This window comes from Coleofasciculus sp. G2-EDA-02, from assembly GCF_040226375.1.
Classification (GTDB): Bacteria; Cyanobacteriota; Cyanobacteriia; order Cyanobacteriales; family Coleofasciculaceae; genus Coleofasciculus.
The window spans coordinates 1-16,404 of record NZ_JAVKEW010000169.1 but is presented as its reverse complement, the minus strand read 5'-3'; the positions used below and the strand labels follow the sequence as shown (position 1 = coordinate 16,404).

The following is a 16,404-nucleotide window of genomic DNA, read 5'->3' as shown; positions in this document are numbered from 1 at the left end:
TTCTCAGTAATGGGATTTAATCTTTTCCTTCCTGAGGACTAAACGTTTAGACTGATCGAGGTCATTAAAGTCTTCTATAGGAAGATAACGCTTGGCGATCAAAATTTCTACAATCAGAGTAAGGATTAAGTTATATGCTGTGGTCTCATTTAGCAAACTCGCTCATGTCCATAACCTTAAAAAATTTCGCCCAATTATGTAAATAAACCTTAATTAAAGTAAGATTAACATTAAGAAACTTAGACGAAACCCAACGTTGCTCTCACCCTATGACCAGCCAGTTTACTGCATCCCAATCCGTAGAAATTACTGTACCGGAACAATCTGTACCCATTCAGCACTATTTACGTCAACCTCAGCGGTTGGTACAGGCGATCGCCGACCCAAATCTGATCGAGCAACTGAGTCCAGAGCAGTTTCGCCTGAAGATGCGTCCATTGCATTTTCTGTCATTAACCTTTCAACCGAGAGTCACCCTCAAAGTTTGGACAGATGTTAACGGTACAGTTCAACTAAGATCGGTAGATTGCGACATTCCTGGATTGGACTACATTAATCAACGCTTTACCCTAGAGGTCAAGGGGAAACTCTATCCTGAGTCAAACCACAGCCAAACTAAACTTAAAGGCAGAGCGGATTTAAAGGTTCGGGTAGATGTTCCCTTTCCCATTTCCCTGACACCTCAACCCATTATCGAAAAGACCGGCAATGGATTACTCAAAAGTGTTTTACTACGGATTAAGCAGAAATTAATGCATCAACTGCTATTGGATTATAGTCAATGGGCTAACGCGGATCGTCAAACCCTTAATCAGCCTAACTCTCAGCATCTTACACCTGTCGATAATCCTACCATTTAGGGGGATTAGGGAAGTTTTGAGTTCACTCCCCTGCTCCTCTCCTGTGCTGTGTTCTCCTGCACCCCAGCTTCCTATCTCCCTCATCCCCCATCCCTGAATTGACAAGGACGAAAGGAACGGCGATGTTGCGGCGAAGGACCCAACTGTTGGAGGGCTAAACGATGTCGTTGAGTTCCGTATCCCTTATTAGCGGCTAAGTCATAATCGGGATACTTAGTCGCTAAACGCTCAATTAAATCATCACGCCAGACTTTCGCCACAATACTAGCCGCCGCAATTTCTAGTGATCGCTCATCCCCTTTAATTAGACTCTTTTGGGATACGGGTAAACCAACCAACGCTTGTCTCCCATCGATCAGGCATAAATCGGGCTGCACTTTCAACTTAAGCACAGCCCGTTTCATTGCCAACAAAGAGGCTTGTAATATATTAATTTGATCGATTTCAGCACTAGTGGCATAACCAATACTCCAATCGATAGCCACCTCTTTAATCGCTTGCGCCAATTTCTGGCGTCGTAGACGAGTTAACTGTTTACTATCTTTCATTCCCGAACCAGCCAAGTTGAGCAGAGTCGATGCAGGTAAAATAACCGCTGCTGCCACAACCGGACCAAATAAAGCGCCACACCCAACTTCATCCACTCCGGCAACCAATTTGCGATCGCCCGATAGTTCCGGTAGTTGGCAATAGTTGGCTGAATTCTCCATAGTCATGGATACCTGAAACTCAGTCAGGGCGGGTTTTGAGTGAAGGTTATCATCCTATACATAGTCCAACGAGAATAAACTACCCAGACCTGCTAAGAGCAGAGGTCTGGGTTTTCAGTAGCCCTGAAGCTATCAAACAAGCTTTGCTGAACATACTCAATAGTTCTGTTTAATTTGCACGATAACTCCGTGCCTCCAGGCTGGTTTATAGACAGCCCCACAAGTGCAATATTATTGGCTCCATTAAAGTCGGCATCTCCATGCCAACCACAATGCCCACATTTAAAAGTCTTACCACTACGGTAAGACTTTCCTTTTACGGGATGTATGTGCAGGCAGTTGTGACACATCTGGGAAGTATAGGCTGGGGGAATAGGAGTAACCATGACCCCAGCGCCGAGAGCTTTGTACTCAATGAACATTCGCAGTTGATAGAATGCCCATGAATTCGAGCGTCTGCGCTCAGTCTTGCTTCTGGGCTGCTCGTTGGTTCTCTCCCTTATGCCTGTCAGGTCTTCTATAGCAATTGAGGCACTTAACTCAACCGCTCGTCCGACCACTGACTTGGAGATGTTGTGATTGAGCCATTGTTGATAACGTCTCTCCCGTCCCGACAGCCGTCTCAAAACTTCTCGGCATCTACGCCGAGTTGTCCTTGTGCCTTTCGGGGCACTCTTCTGGAGAGATGCTCTAACTAGAGAAAATTTATCTCGCACTGATTGGATATGCTTACCGTCCCATTTCTCCCCCTCGGACGTAACGGCAATGTCGCGACGCCCTAAATCGATACCGAGGGTCTTGCTGGTATCTGTTGGGTCGGGAGGAGTATCCTTAATCTGAATGTGCAGATAGAAGTGACCATCCCGGTGCTTACACAATTGAGCGGAAGTTGGGTTCCTCCCTTTGAGTTTCCCTCTCTGGTAGTTACCCAAGGTCAATTCGACTCGCTCTCTACCGTGAATAGTAGCAAGGCTTACCGTCGAGTCGTATTCACGAAGTCGAAACAAGTCCTTGTCACAGTCCATGCTGGTTGGGGCAAAGCTTTTAACAGGCTTGCCTTTTAGCTTAGCTACCTTGCGGTTAGCCGCTACTCTTGCACAAGCCCTAACAGCCATATTTGCCACAAGGTTAAACTCGCTCTTGATGGTTCGGTAGGTTAGGGATTGAATGGCAATTTTATTGGTCAGCTTAGGGTCTGTGTGGTCATTCACGTAGTTGCAGGCATCTGCAAACGCCTGAAGGGTTGCTTCTAATTTGGCAACCTTTTCAGGCGTGGGTTGAAGTTTTACAACTATCGTGAGAACTTGTTTCATAACTGAGATTATACCACCTGTTGGGAAGTGATTGGAAATACTTCGGGCATTTAGCCCTCGTATCTCCCGCTATCCCCCAAAGGCTTACCTTCACTTTGTTCCGGTTGAAGCCCTAGCCCCTCGCGATTCAGGTGGCTCGCCTCCGCCCTTAAAGGCGCTTCTTGGATCACGGAAAGGAACACTCAAAACGTTTCCATTGCTCATTCACTCATTTTCCATCGCCGAAGAACGGCGGCGACGACGACGAATCAAAGATGGCTTCGTTTCCGATTCACTGGCTGAGGCTGATTCAGCCGATGATTCTGAATCGACAGCAACTCCCGATGAACTAACCAATACCTTGTCTGAACCCTCTTCTAAGTCAGATTCCTCTGATGGGCTAGAAATATCCTCCCATGAATCGTCAGCTACGTCAGCTATGTCATTGGTGGAATTATCCGATTCAGCTTCTCCAGGAAGTACCACTGAAACCATAACCGATCTGGGATTTCTAATCTCCCGGTCTAAGCGCACTAACGGTGAAATGCCCATCAAAGCATAAACATCCTGTTCCTCCGGGGTCATCTCAACCTGAATAACTTCCGGTGGTTCCATTTCTACCACCGAGCGAATTAGCTGGGGTCTGCCCACTCGTTCGCTGGGCTCTGGCGCGATGGGACGTTCAACTGAGGTACTCTCACGCCTGATCTCCTCTACGTCGTCACCCACATCAGAGGAGCGTTGAGACACGGGTATTGGACGAATATTGCTCTTGGCGATGGGTTCATCTTTGGAGATCACATCATCCAAGCGGCGACGGCGGCGGCGGCGATTAGTGCCATTGACGATTCCCCGTTCTTGATAACTCGGATGATTGAGTTCCAGTTCATCCGGTTCATTAAAGCCAGGGATATCCAAGGGTTCTGGAAGATCAGAGCTTTCTGGGACTTCAACGCGAGAAACAGGCTCTAGCTCTTGTTGCACTTGAGGTCCTGGTTCACCAGGAAGATGCACCAAATGTCCTAAACCACCGCAGCTTGGACAAGTGCGACCAAATAATTCGTAAATATTTTGACCCTGGCGCTTACGAGTGAGTTCGACTAATCCCAGTTCTGAAAGTTGGGCGATTTGGGGTCTGGCTTTGTCCATTTTCAACGCTTTGTTGAAATGTTCCAGAACCTGCAATTGGTCACGCCGCGAGTCCATATCGATAAAGTCCACGATGATTACGCCAGCAATGTTACGTAGGCGTAATTGGCGGGCGATTTCCGTTGCGGCTTCACAGTTAGTCCACAGAACCGTTTCTCGTGCGGTTGCCGAACGAGTAAAGGAACCGGAGTTCACATCAATGACAATGAGAGCTTCCGTCTGTTGGATGATAATGTAGCCTCCGGATGGCAGATCGACTCGTGGCTTTAAGGCTTCTCGAATCGCCGCATTAATGCGGAAATAATCGAGAATTGAGAGGCGATCGCGGTGGTGGTCAATTAAAACCCCTTCCGGTGATCTGCCGCCACTCCAGCTCACTAATTGCTGCTTCACCCGCTTGACCCCAGTATGGGAATCAACCACAATTCGATTCACATCCGCTGTGTACATATCGCGGAGGACTCGCTGGATAAAATCATCATCGCGATTGAGTAGGGACGGCGCTCTCGTCGAGGTTGCCTCCTGTTGGATGGCTTCCCATTGGCGTTGCAGTGCCTCCAAATCCTCCATAATCGCTTCTTCGGCTCTGCCCTCGGCTTCGGTGCGAACCAATAATCCCATCCCAGCGGGTTTGATCAGCACAGCCAAGGCTCTGAGGCGATTACGCTCGTTTTCGTTTTTTATCCGTCGGGATAAATTAACACCTCGTCCATAGGGCATCAGCACCAGATAACGACCCGGAAGGCTGATATTTCCAGTCAGCCGAGGACCTTTATTTCCCGTCGGCTCCTTCATCACTTGGACTAAGACTTTTTGCTGCGGGGTGAGCAGTTCCGTAATCGCCCCAGAGCGACGTTTCAGTCGCACAGGACCCAAGTCGGTAACGTGAATAAATCCATTGCGTTCAGCATCGCCGATATTGACAAATGCGGCATCAATGCCCGGTAAAACGTTTTCGACAATGCCGAGATAAATATCACCGACTTGGTGGCTGCCGGTGGCAACGACAAGTTCTTGAATCTGATCTTCTGAAAAGACAGCAGCCAGCCGATATTGCTCTGCAATAATAATTTGTTTTGCCATTCAATTTCCTCAAAATTTGGCAGTACGTTCAAGTACTGAAGCTTGGTTTTGGTTGGAATTTTAGATAGCTAATTAGTTTAGAGGGCAGGCAAACGAGCCAAGCTTGAAAAATGCTTGAATGCTTGTCTGAATTCCCTTTTCCTCCAAAAATATTAAATCGCATACCTAAAATTGATCGGTCACTCTTGCTTTGGCTACCCCTTATGATTCTGAAAAGCAAAAACTTTAGCTTTACTTACTTAGAAAACGTAAATTGTGATCGGGGAGTGACTGAAGACTACTGACACTCTCGTAGATCAACTTTTTCTCCAATGCTACAGGTAGCCAATGTCATGCCCCTTTGTCCAAGGGCTAGCATTGGAGTTTGGTAACGTGCAAGTTAAAGCTCTGGAAGTGTGAATCAGTTACGGATAGTATCTACAGATAGTTTACACAGGTCGAACCTAGTGTCACTGTTGGTACGCTAACTGTTTCCTCAATTTTACATTATACTGCGTTGATTGTTGATTGTTAATGGGTAGAAACCATCAGTTTACCTGTGAGGGGGTTCCGGGTGCTCCCGAAAGCTGGGGAGATGGGAGCGATTTCCTCATCAACAAAGGACAAAGGATGAATGAGGAATCCCCAATCACCCTCACTAGACCGACGTGTAAGGGGTTTGAGCTTGACGCAGGGACGTAATTGTCGCGATCGCGTGCTGGGCAACTATATCGATTTCCTCGGCTGTATTACAGCGCCCAATACCAAACCGAATCGAAGCATGAGCTAGGGATTCTGAATGTCCTAGTGCCAAAAGGACGTGGGATGGCGCTACATTAGTCGAGGAGCAAGCCGAACCTGAGGAAACCGCCACTATCGGCTGTAATCCCAACAGGAGAGCAGAACCGTCCACCCCTTCCACGGAAATATTAAGATTTCCTGACAATCGCTGGTGAGGATGACCATTCAGGTGAATCCCCCCTAGCTGAGACAGGGCGTTCCAAAGCTGTTCCCGTAGCTGGAGGAGGCGTTGAGATTCAAAGGTTTGTTCAGCTAATCCTAGTTCCACCGCTTTAGCAAAGCCAACGATTTGTGGTGTATAGAGGGTACCCGAACGGATTCCCCGTTCCTGTCCCCCTCCCTGAATTTGTGAGGCTAACTTAACTCTTGGGTTACGGCGGCGGATATAAAGCGCCCCAATACCCTTGGGTCCATAAAGTTTATGGGCTGTTAGGGACATCAGGTCAATATTCATATCCTGGACATCCAAGGGGATTTTACCAATCCCTTGAGCGGCGTCGGTATGGAAGAGTACCTGATGCTGGTGACACAGTTTCCCAATTTCAGCCAGGGGTTGTAATACACCAATTTCGTTATTGGCTGCCATGACTGAGACTAAGATTGTATCGGGACGAATGGCTTTTTCAAGCTGAGTTAAATCAAGTAGTCCATCCCTGTGGACAGGCAAAAGCGTGACCTCAAATCCTAAGTTTTGTAAATAGGTACAGGGATCAAGCACCGCCCGATGTTCGGTTTGGACGGTAAGAATATGACGCCCTTTACTGAAATAGGCTTCAGCAACTCCTTTAATCGCTAAATTATTCGCTTCTGTTGCACCACTGGTGAAAACAATTTCCTCTGGTGTGGCTTGGATAGCGTCAGCTAGAGTTTGTCGTGCTTGTTTTACCGCTGCTTCCGCTTCCCAACCGTAAGCGTGGCTAATACTGGAAGGGTTGCCGAAATGTTCTCTAAAAAAGGGCAGCATTGCCTCTAGCACCCGTTCATCCATGGGGGTGGTGGCGTGGTTATCAAGGTAAATTGGACGATGAGACATAATTAGTAAATCGCCATTTGTCATTTTTAGTATGCCACGCCACTCTAGAAAATTGGCTGACTGAAAGGGATGCAGAATGTGAGTTATGACGGACATCCTATTAAAGGTTTATTTTACTACAAGGGAGTGTTAGCGATCGCGCTTTTGTTAAGATGAATAGCACGCTCAGATAAGGCTGGTGGGCATTGCCCACCCTACGATCTATCAAGGTTTTAGGCGATCCAAAAATGCACGCTTTTCAGTGCCATTCTTGTTAAGATACTTTCAGGTATCTGAAAAAAAGAACCTTAATATACCCTTTACCCCCAATGACTTGGAATGGGTACAGGCGACGTTTGATGACTATGGGATGGAATTACGGGGATGTCGAATAAATATCATGTCCCCTTGTATTGTTAATTGTGGGGGAATGGCGTCCGCGATCGCAAGGTCTAATTTTGGCTTTGCTTTGATGAATTGGGTTAAAACGGGTTCTGATCATCCGTTGGGTTATGTTTTGGGGCGCTGCGGTTGGATTTTGCCCAATGGGGATGTGATTGAACCGGATAACTGTTTTATCCTCACTGCCGCTAAACAGGGTTTAAACGTCAAATCTATTCCACAATTTTAGCTGTGTCAATCCAGTAGATTTTTATATGAATCGGGCTGAGTAGCCGACGACGCCGACTATCCAAGAAACTGAGTGAGTGGTTTGCGATCGCACTCCTGACACTCCCCTATAGGATGTATTAAAGCACTCATACTAATGGCGATGAAAAGGACATTGATAAAAGGGCGAGTCAATATCAGTAATCCCTTACCCCATCTACAATAATCCAGCGACTCGCCCCTACAGGATATTGAATAATTGAAGACGTTTTAATGGGAAACTTCCTGATTTTAATCCTGGGGAGTGATGCACAAGCTCGTCAGTTTAGCGAATATAGGTCATGATTGATAATGTAGCCTCATCGATTAACTCTAAATGAGTTTATTTACCAATGCGTCAACATCCAACAGCGATCGCGCTTATTTCTCTCCTGTGTTTACTGAGTACAGCTTTATTCGCCGCTAAGACGAACCCATCCCCGACATCGACTAAAGACTTATCCTTTGACTTGAAAGCCGTTGATAACCGTTTTGATCCCCGTAAACTTGAACCGGGAAATAAATTTATGGGTCTAGAAGTCGTTTCTGTGCAAGCTGATTCATTACCAAACTATGGTGTAATTGGTAGAGTTAAATTTCGGGGTCAAATTGCTGTCACGGGGACTTACGAACCCAATCACCAGCTTCCAGGAAATACCGAGATACCGTGTTTTGTTGTTGATGAAGCCGCCGCAATACAGTTACCCCGATTTCAGGGCGATGATCGCCAAGTTTGGTTTTGTTTCAATAATCCCGAAGCCGCTAAGCAGCAATTGGGTGGAGAGGATACTCAACCGAAAAAAGCGATAATCGTGATCGATGATTACGAAACAGTATATTATCCCTCCGATGTCTTTGATACCGCTACTTTGGTGGGCGTGATTACCCAAGAGGATCGCGAAGATTAATTGTTATTTGTCATTTTATTCCCCAAATTTTAATCACATCATTCTGGCTACCACTGGCGATAGTCTGTCCATCTGGACTAATTGCTACCGCTAAAACGGCTTCTGCATGGTCACTAATCCTGTGCAAAATTTCACCTGTCTGTAAATCCCAAACCTTAACTGTTTTATCGTTACTTCCACTAATAATTCGACGTCCATCTTGACTAATTACCACTGAAGTAACAGTTCCCGAATGACCGATCAGTGTGCGAATTTCCTCTCCTGTTCTCAAGTCCCAGAGTTTAATCGTTTTGTCAATACTGCTACTCACCAACGTTTTCCCATTGGGACTAATCGCCACTGAGGTAACGCTACCTGCATGACCGGTGAGTATTTTTCGATGACCAATCCAAATAGTACCATCAGCACAACCACAAACTAATCGTTTACCATCTGAACTAATGGCGAGGGAATATACCCAGTCTGATGGTTCGGTTAGGGTGTGAAGTTCAGCACCATTTTTAATATCCCAAATTTTAATTGTTGTATCCTGGCTACCGCTATAAATTCTCTGTCCGTCAGGACTAATCGTCACACAATATACTCGATCTGAATGACCTTCTAAGGTGTGTAGTTCTTTCCCACTTTTCAGGTTCCACACTTTCAGCGTGCGATCAAAACTCCCACTCACAACAGTTTGACCATCTGGACTAATCGCTACCCCATGTACCCAGTCAGAATGACCTCTGAAACAGGAGAGTTCCTGTCCATTGCTTAAATCCCATACTCGCACGATTGTATCTCCGCCACCACTGATTAAGGTTTTGCCATCGGGACTCATTGCTAGGGAGTAAACTGTTCCCTTGGGTCCGGATAACCAAAGACCGAGGATTTGTTCTTCGTGCATTAATACATCTCTATAGCAGCAAAAGCTTTGTTTATTTCTGGTAGTCTATAAACTTAACCCCAGGGGGATTTTGTGTCACAATCTCAACAATGTGCGATCGCGCTAGGTAGCAATTTGGGTGATTCGAGTGCCATCCTAGAGGCGGCTATAGTCATGTTAGCGAAAACTCCCGGTATCAAGGTAACGTCTCAGTCTAGCTGGTATCAAACCGCCCCCGTTGGTCCGCCGCAGCCGGATTATCTCAATGGTTGTGTGATTATAGATGTACAGCTAACCCCCCAGGATTTATTACAAACCACCCTCAGCATCGAAAAACAGTTCGGGCGGGAACGGCGGGAACGCTGGGGACCGAGAACCCTAGACTTAGATATCTTATTATTCGATAATTTAATAATAGACACCCCTACCCTGCAAATCCCCCACCCCCGGATGAGTGAACGAGCCTTTGTCCTGGTTCCCTTAGCCGAAATTGCCCCCGATTGGCTAGAACCGATATCCGGATGTGCGATCGCACAACTCGTACAAAGGGTAGACTGTTCTGGAGTTCACCCCGTATAGTTAGACATGCCTCAAGGTAAAGAACCCCCTCAATTACTCAGACAACGCTTTGTTTATCAGGGACGCAAATTTAACTTTGAAGTTAATCACCTGCGTCTTCCCAACCAAGCTAAAGGCGACTGGGAATGCGTTCGTCACCCCGGTGGAGCGCTAGCGGTTCCTGTTACCCCAGATGGGAAACTGGTTCTCGTGCGTCAATATCGGTTTACGGTACAACGGCGGTTATTAGAGTTTCCGGCGGGTACGGTGGAACCTTTAGAAGATCCCGAAACGACAATCCAACGGGAAATCCAAGAAGAAATCGGGTATCGGGCGCACCGTTGGCAATCTTTGGGCAATTTTGCCTTGGCACCAGGGTATTCTGATGAATATATTTACGCATTTCTGGCGCAAGATTTAGAGAAACTGGAGACGCCGCCAGGATTGGATGCGGATGAAGATTTAGAAACGGTATTGATGACTCCTGAACAATTAGAAAAAGCGATTCATGGGGGGGATGCGGTTGATGCTAAATCGATTTGTAGCTTTTACCTAGCGCGTCCGTTTTTGCCGCAATAGTGGGTTAATTATTTTTGAAGATATCCGGGAAACCGTAGGGGCGCACAGACGTGCGCCCTATCCAATGTGCGCCCCATGCTAATATGTGGCAAAATAGGGTTGTGTGGCGAACATTGTAGAGACGTTTCTCTGGAACTTCTCTCTCTATCTGATCATTATATTTTTAACGCAGAGGGACGCAGAGGTTAACGCAGAGGAACGCAGAGGAGGTTAGTGGAGTTTGGCGACAATTTTATAGAATTGAGGAAACAAAGGGAAGCACGATCAACTCTTTGCCAAAGTCTAAAAGCTCAAGCCAGCTAAAGCTGACTGGATAAGAGTTTTAGCCCATTTTAATGCACTTGATTGATGACTTTGGAGGGCGCGTTTTGAATAAACGTTATAATCGACAGCGAAACTAGAAAGGCTCGCACCCGCCCCTACAAATTCACATCTCATTATTCATGACTGATCTGATTCTCTTCTGGCATCGCCGTGATTTACGCATTTCTGATAATATTGGTCTGGCTGCGGCTTGTAAAAAAAGCCAGAAGGTGATAGGGGTCTTTTGTATTGACCCGAATATCTTAGAACGGGATGATATCGCCCCAGCACGAGTCACGTACATGATTGGCTGTTTACAGGAGTTACAACAACGTTACGCTGAAGTTGGGAGTCAATTATTAATCCTGCATCAAAACCCTACTCAAGGAATTCCCGCCCTAGCTGACGCCCTCAACGCCAAAGCGGTATTCTGGAATCGGGATGTTGAACCCTATGCCAAAACGCGCGATCGCACGGTACAAGATGCCCTATCGGAAAAAGGGATTGCGGTTGAATTTTTCTGGGATCAACTCTTACACGCCCCCGGAGAAATTCGCACCAATTCCGGCGATCCTTACAAGGTTTATACCCCCTTCTGGAAAAACTGGAAAGACCAAGCCAAAACTGCCCCTGCTGAATCCTTAAAAAATGCTGAAGGAATCACTGAAAAGGAACAGGATATACTTAAAAAAGTTGGCACAATTGAGTTACCTACGGCTAAAGATTTAGGGTTGACTTGGGACAATCCCCTACTTCTGGAACCAGGAGAGAAAGCCGCCCAGGAGAGACTAGAGGAATTTTGCGATCGCACTATTGAAAAATACCAACATCAACGCAATCTTCCCGCCATTGATGGTACATCCCGACTCAGCGCCGCCCTCAAATTTGGGGCGATCGGTATTCGCACGGTTTGGCAAGCTACCCAAAGGGCTATAGAGGGCAGCTGTAGTGATGAAACTCGTGGTAGTATTCAAACCTGGCAACAGGAATTAGCTTGGCGAGAATTTTATCAACACGCCCTTTATTTCTTTCCTGAATTAGCAACAGGACCCTATCGTGATACTTTCCAAGATTTCCCCTGGGACAATAATCAAACCTTGTTTAAAGCCTGGTGTGAAGGTAGAACGGGTTATCCTATCGTTGATGCTGCCATGCGCCAATTAAATGAAACGGGATGGATGCACAACCGTTGTCGGATGATTGTTGCCAGTTTCTTGACTAAAGACTTGATTATTAACTGGCAGTGGGGTGAAAACTATTTTATGCAAAAATTATATGATGGTGACTTAGCGGCTAATAATGGCGGCTGGCAATGGAGTGCTTCTAGTGGTATGGACCCGAAGCCCTTGCGAATTTTTAATCCAGCGACTCAGGCACAAAAATATGACCCGGATGGAGAGTATATTCGCCAATGGTTACCGGAACTGAGTTCACTGGATACAAAATACCTGGTTACGGGGAAAATTCCTGCGGATGAACGTTCGAGTTGTGGCTATCCTGAACCAATCGTGGATCACAAAAAGCGACAGCAAGACTTTAAAGTGCGCTATCAACAGCAAAAAGGATAAGTTATTCGTCATTCGTCATTTGCCATTTGTTTGTTATACTCACTTCCGAAAAGAAGCAAGCTACGTTTATGTAAGGGTTTGAAGAATATTGACAGAACATATTGGGCTTTGGACAAATAGCGAAGGGTCAACACTAAAAACTCAGAACTTAAACTTATTGGGGCATCCATGGCATAATGGAGGGCATTTGCTCAACTCACACACTCACTGGGTACAGCACAAGCAGATGTACCACCTGCTTTATGGCAGTGTATACTTTATCGTTCATTTCTTCGGGAGCACAAGGCTAACGTGAAGATTTTGGTGGTTGGCAATGGGGGACGCGAACATGCCCTCGCCTGGAAACTGTTGCAATCTCAACGCATTAAACAAGTAATCTGTGTTCCTGGCAATGGGGGTACAGCAACAAACCCACAGTGTCAGAATCTGCCCTTACGAGTGGATGATTTTGCCGGAATTGCCCGGTTTGCTTTGGTTCATAATGTTTCTTTAGTGGTTGTTGGTCCGGAACTCCCTTTGGCGTTGGGGATTACGGACTATCTGCGCCGTCAAAACTTGGTGGTTTTTGGTCCCACTCAAGCGGGTGCCCAAATTGAATCGAGTAAGGCTTGGGCGAAAACGTTAATGCAGTCGGCTGGCGTTCCTACTCCTGGGTTTGCTATGTTTGCCGATAAGGATGAGGCGATCGCATACCTGAAAGAGCAAGATGCCCCGATTGTGGTCAAGGCAGATGGTTTGGCAGCCGGAAAAGGCGTCACGGTGGCTCAAACTATTGAGGAAGCGGTGGCGGCGGTTGAGTTCTTGTTTAAGAATAAGTTTAATGCCGTGGTTATTGAAGAATGTGTCACGGGTCAAGAAGTATCTGTTTTGGCACTAACCGATGGCATCACAATTCGTCCTTTATTACCCGCTCAAGATCACAAGCGGATTGGTGAAGGCGATACGGGACTCAATACGGGCGGGATGGGCGCTTTTGCTCCTTCTGTGTTGGTGAATCCTAGCTTGATGGCACGGATTGAGCAAGATATTCTTCAACCTACTGTTAATGCTTTGCAGGAACGCGGGATTGACTATCGCGGTGTTCTCTACGCGGGGTTAATGATTACGCCTCAAGGTGATCCTATCGTTCTGGAATTTAATTGTCGCTTCGGTGACCCAGAAACCCAAGCGATTTTACCGTTGCTGGAAACGCCTCTGCACGAGTTACTCCTGGCTTGTACAGGGCGGAAACTGGCAGAATTTCCCCCAATTAGCTGGCAACCTGGGGCGGCGGCTTGTGTGGTGGCGGCGGCTCAAGGGTATCCGGGTGCTTATCAGAAAGGTCATGTTATTAATGGGATTGAACAAGCCCAGGAACGAGGTGCTACGGTTTTTTGTGCCGGAACTCAGTTTAAGCAGCAACAAATGCTAACCGATGGTGGGCGCGTCTTAGGGGTGACAGCAACAGGCGAAACATTAGAAGGTGCGATCGCAGCCACCTATCGAGCGATAGACTGTATTGAGTTTGAGGGAATGTACTATCGTAAAGATATCGGTCATCGTGTCACTTAAGCCTAACCCTGTCATTGGTCACAGAAGAGGGAACAGGGAACAGAAAACAGGTAAGGTAGAGTTTTGAGTTAACTTCCCCCTCTCTCCATCTCCCAGACGTAGCATACTACGTCTCTACCTCCCCATCACCCTCTCCTTGCTCAACGCCTGAATTTTTGAGAGAATTAAGATAAATTAAGGAAACTTTTCCGTTTAATGCTGATTAACCAATTTTTCTGGCTTTGCTGAAAACCTTCCGAGAAGTACTGGCACGGTGGTGGTCGGAGTTTACTCTCCAGACCCGATTAATGGCGGCGGCGACCTTAGCCGTCTCCCTGATTATGAGTGGCTTGACCTTTTGGGCGGTCAACACGATTCAACAAGACGCCCGAGTGAACGATACTCGTTTTGGTCGGGATTTGGGTCTACTGCTGGCGGCTAATGTAGCGCCTCAGATTGCGGAAAATAATCTGACAGAAGTCGCTCGCTTTTCTAACCGTTTTTATAGCAGTACCTCTAGCGTGCGCTATATGATTTATGCTGACGAGGATGGCAGAATCTTCTTCGGCATCCCCTTTTCTGAATCAGAGGTTCACAATTCTCTGACGATTCAACGCCGAATAAAGCTTCCTGAAGATTATGCCAAAAACTCAGACCTACCGATGGTTCGGCAGCATCTGACCCCAGACGGGGAAGTTACTGATGTTTTTGTTCCTCTCACCCATGAAGGCAAGTATCTCGGCGTTTTAGCTATTGGCATTAACCCCAATCCCACGGTTGTTGCTTCCTCGAATTTGACCCGGGATGTCACCATTGCTGTGTTTATCTCAATTTGGGTGATGGTGATTCTGGGCGCGGTATTTAACGCCTTGACGATTACCCAACCGATTAAAGAACTGCTAACGGGTGTCAAAAATATTGCCGCAGGGAACTTCAAGCAGCGCATAGACTTACCCCTGGGAGGAGAACTGGGAGAACTGATTTCCAGCTTCAACGAAATGGCAGAACGCTTAGAGCGCTATGAGGAACAAAATATTGAGGAATTGACCGCAGAAAAAGCCAAACTGGAAACCTTGGTATCTACGATCGCGGATGGTGCTGTATTGATCGATACCACATTGAACGTGATTTTGGTCAACCCGACGGCGCGGCGTCTTTTTGGCTGGGATAGTCATACCCTGGTTGGCGAAAACGTGCTGCATCATCTACCGACAGCCGTTACCCTGGAACTAACGCGACCCCTGTATCAAATTGCTGGCGGCGAAATGACAGGGGAACGGGAAGGAGAGGAGTTTCGCATTACCCTGAGTGAACCTACACCTCGCACTGTTCGGATTCTGCTGACACGGGTGTTTGACCAATATCGCGAGAGTATCAAAGGCATTGCCATGACAGTGCAGGATATTACCCGTGAGGTGGAATTGAATGAGGCAAAGAGTCAATTTATTAGTAATGTCTCTCATGAACTGAGAACACCATTATTTAATATCAAGTCATTTATCGAAACCCTACACGAATACGGCGAAGACCTGACTGAAGTAGAACGGCAAGAATTTCTGGAAACGGCGAATCGAGAAACTGACCGTTTAACTCGTCTGGTTAACGATGTTCTGGATTTGTCGAGACTGGAGACATCTTGCCGCATTTATCATTTTGAACCTGTAGACGTGGCAGGACCTGTGGAGCAAACCCTCCGCACCTACCAGCTTAATGCCCGGGATAAAGGGATTGAACTGGTTCAGGAAATTGCACCCAAAATGCCTCTTGTGTTAGGGCATTATGACTTATTGCTGCAAGTCTTTGATAACTTGGTGGGCAACGCGCTGAAATTCACAGAATCTGGTGGAAGAGTGGTGATTCGTGCCTATCCCCTAGAAACTAATCCCCATCATCCGGATGAAATTCCCCAAGTGCGGGTGGAAATTTCTGATACGGGTATTGGGATTGATTGGGAGGATCAAGAAAACATTTTTGATCGATTTTTCCGCGTCGAGAATCGAGTTCATACCCTGGAAGGGACGGGTTTAGGGCTTTCCATTGTCCGAAATATTGTGGAGAAACACCACAGCCGAGTCTATTTAGTCAGTGAAGTGGGGATTGGTACAACCTTTTGGTTTGACTTGGATGTGTGTACAGAAAAAGAGCAATCTGAGCAGCCCTCAGAAGACCACCTAAATCGCGAGGGGCTACGGCTTCAACCTTCACGAAGTGGAGGTAAGCCTTTGGGGGAGAGCGGGAAATGCCAACGCTAAATGCCCGAAGTATTTCCAATATTTCCCGCTAGGTGGTATAACAGTAGTCATGAAACAAGTTCTCACGATAGTCGTAAAACTTCAACCCTCTCCTGAACAGGTTGTCTTCTTAGAGGTAACCCTTCAGGCGTTTGCGGATGCTTGCAACTACGTGAACGAACATACTGATCCAAAACTGACTAACAAGATTGCTATCCAATCTTTGACTTATCAAACCATTAAAAGTCAATTTAACTTGGTAGCAAATATGGCGGTCAGAGCTTGTGCCAGAGTAGCAGCCAACCGAAAAGCAGCTAAGCAAAAAGGC

Annotated in this window: 13 protein-coding genes and 1 pseudogene; 9 read left to right on the top strand and 5 right to left on the bottom strand. The window is 46.7% G+C overall.

Annotation, left to right across the window (positions count from 1 at the left end; translation table 11 throughout):
* Positions 1–269: 269 nt before the first annotated feature.
* Complete coding sequence (locus tag RLO19_RS20145; RefSeq protein ID WP_446359221.1) at positions 270–860, top strand: DUF1997 domain-containing protein; 591 nt, start codon at positions 270–272, stop codon at positions 858–860.
* A gap of 80 nt (positions 861–940) precedes the next feature.
* On the opposite strand, the gene RLO19_RS20140 is transcribed toward RLO19_RS20145, so the two are convergent.
* From RLO19_RS20140 to RLO19_RS20125, 4 genes are all read right to left on the bottom strand, one after another.
* Entirely contained in the window at positions 941–1,576 is a 636-nt protein-coding gene (locus tag RLO19_RS20140) for a ribonuclease HII (protein ID WP_446359220.1), read from the bottom strand.
* Between the two features lie 86 nt (positions 1,577–1,662).
* The gene (locus tag RLO19_RS20135; RefSeq protein ID WP_446359219.1) at positions 1,663–2,883 is read right to left on the bottom strand and encodes an RNA-guided endonuclease InsQ/TnpB family protein; all 1,221 of its coding nucleotides are present in this window, start codon (positions 2,881–2,883) and stop codon (positions 1,663–1,665) included.
* A 204-nt stretch (positions 2,884–3,087) separates the two neighbouring features.
* Complete coding sequence (locus RLO19_RS20130; RefSeq protein ID WP_446359218.1) at positions 3,088–5,094, bottom strand: Rne/Rng family ribonuclease; 2,007 nt, start codon at positions 5,092–5,094, stop codon at positions 3,088–3,090.
* Positions 5,095–5,731: 637 nt separating this feature from the next.
* Entirely contained in the window at positions 5,732–6,907 is a 1,176-nt protein-coding gene (locus tag RLO19_RS20125) for a cysteine desulfurase family protein (protein WP_446359257.1), read from the bottom strand.
* Positions 6,908–7,148: 241 nt separating this feature from the next.
* Between RLO19_RS20125 and RLO19_RS20120 the strand changes: the two genes are divergently transcribed.
* Together RLO19_RS20120 and RLO19_RS20115 are read left to right on the top strand one after the other, a co-directional pair.
* Positions 7,149–7,517: a hypothetical protein gene (locus RLO19_RS20120; protein WP_446359217.1), complete on the top strand. Its 369-nt coding sequence runs from the start codon at positions 7,149–7,151 to the stop codon at positions 7,515–7,517.
* A 370-nt stretch (positions 7,518–7,887) separates the two neighbouring features.
* Entirely contained in the window at positions 7,888–8,442 is a 555-nt protein-coding gene (locus RLO19_RS20115; protein ID WP_446359216.1) for a hypothetical protein, read from the top strand.
* Positions 8,443–8,452: 10 nt separating this feature from the next.
* On the opposite strand, the gene RLO19_RS20110 is transcribed toward RLO19_RS20115, so the two are convergent.
* Positions 8,453–9,328 (bottom strand): WD40 repeat domain-containing protein, encoded by an 876-nt coding sequence (locus tag RLO19_RS20110; protein ID WP_446359215.1) that lies wholly within the window; start codon positions 9,326–9,328, stop codon positions 8,453–8,455.
* Between the two features lie 72 nt (positions 9,329–9,400).
* Here RLO19_RS20110 and folK point away from each other — a divergent pair, with 72 nt between their 5' ends.
* From folK to RLO19_RS20080, 6 genes and pseudogenes are all read left to right on the top strand, one after another.
* The gene (gene folK / locus RLO19_RS20105) at positions 9,401–9,886 is read left to right on the top strand and encodes a 2-amino-4-hydroxy-6-hydroxymethyldihydropteridine diphosphokinase (protein ID WP_446359214.1); all 486 of its coding nucleotides are present in this window, start codon (positions 9,401–9,403) and stop codon (positions 9,884–9,886) included.
* 6 nt (positions 9,887–9,892) lie between these two features.
* Positions 9,893–10,444: an NUDIX hydrolase gene (locus RLO19_RS20100; RefSeq protein WP_446359213.1), complete on the top strand. Its 552-nt coding sequence runs from the start codon at positions 9,893–9,895 to the stop codon at positions 10,442–10,444.
* Between the two features lie 443 nt (positions 10,445–10,887).
* Positions 10,888–12,315, top strand: coding sequence for an FAD-binding domain-containing protein (locus RLO19_RS20095; protein WP_446359212.1), 1,428 nt, complete (start codon positions 10,888–10,890; stop codon positions 12,313–12,315).
* Between the two features lie 291 nt (positions 12,316–12,606).
* Positions 12,607–13,866, top strand: coding sequence for a phosphoribosylamine--glycine ligase (gene purD / locus RLO19_RS20090; RefSeq protein ID WP_446359211.1), 1,260 nt, complete (start codon positions 12,607–12,609; stop codon positions 13,864–13,866).
* A gap of 215 nt (positions 13,867–14,081) precedes the next feature.
* A complete protein-coding gene (gene nblS / locus RLO19_RS20085) occupies positions 14,082–16,097 on the top strand; it encodes a two-component system sensor histidine kinase NblS (protein ID WP_446359256.1) in 2,016 nt (671 codons plus the stop codon).
* A gap of 49 nt (positions 16,098–16,146) precedes the next feature.
* A pseudogene (locus RLO19_RS20080) lies at positions 16,147–16,404 on the top strand (RNA-guided endonuclease InsQ/TnpB family protein); the annotation flags it as partial.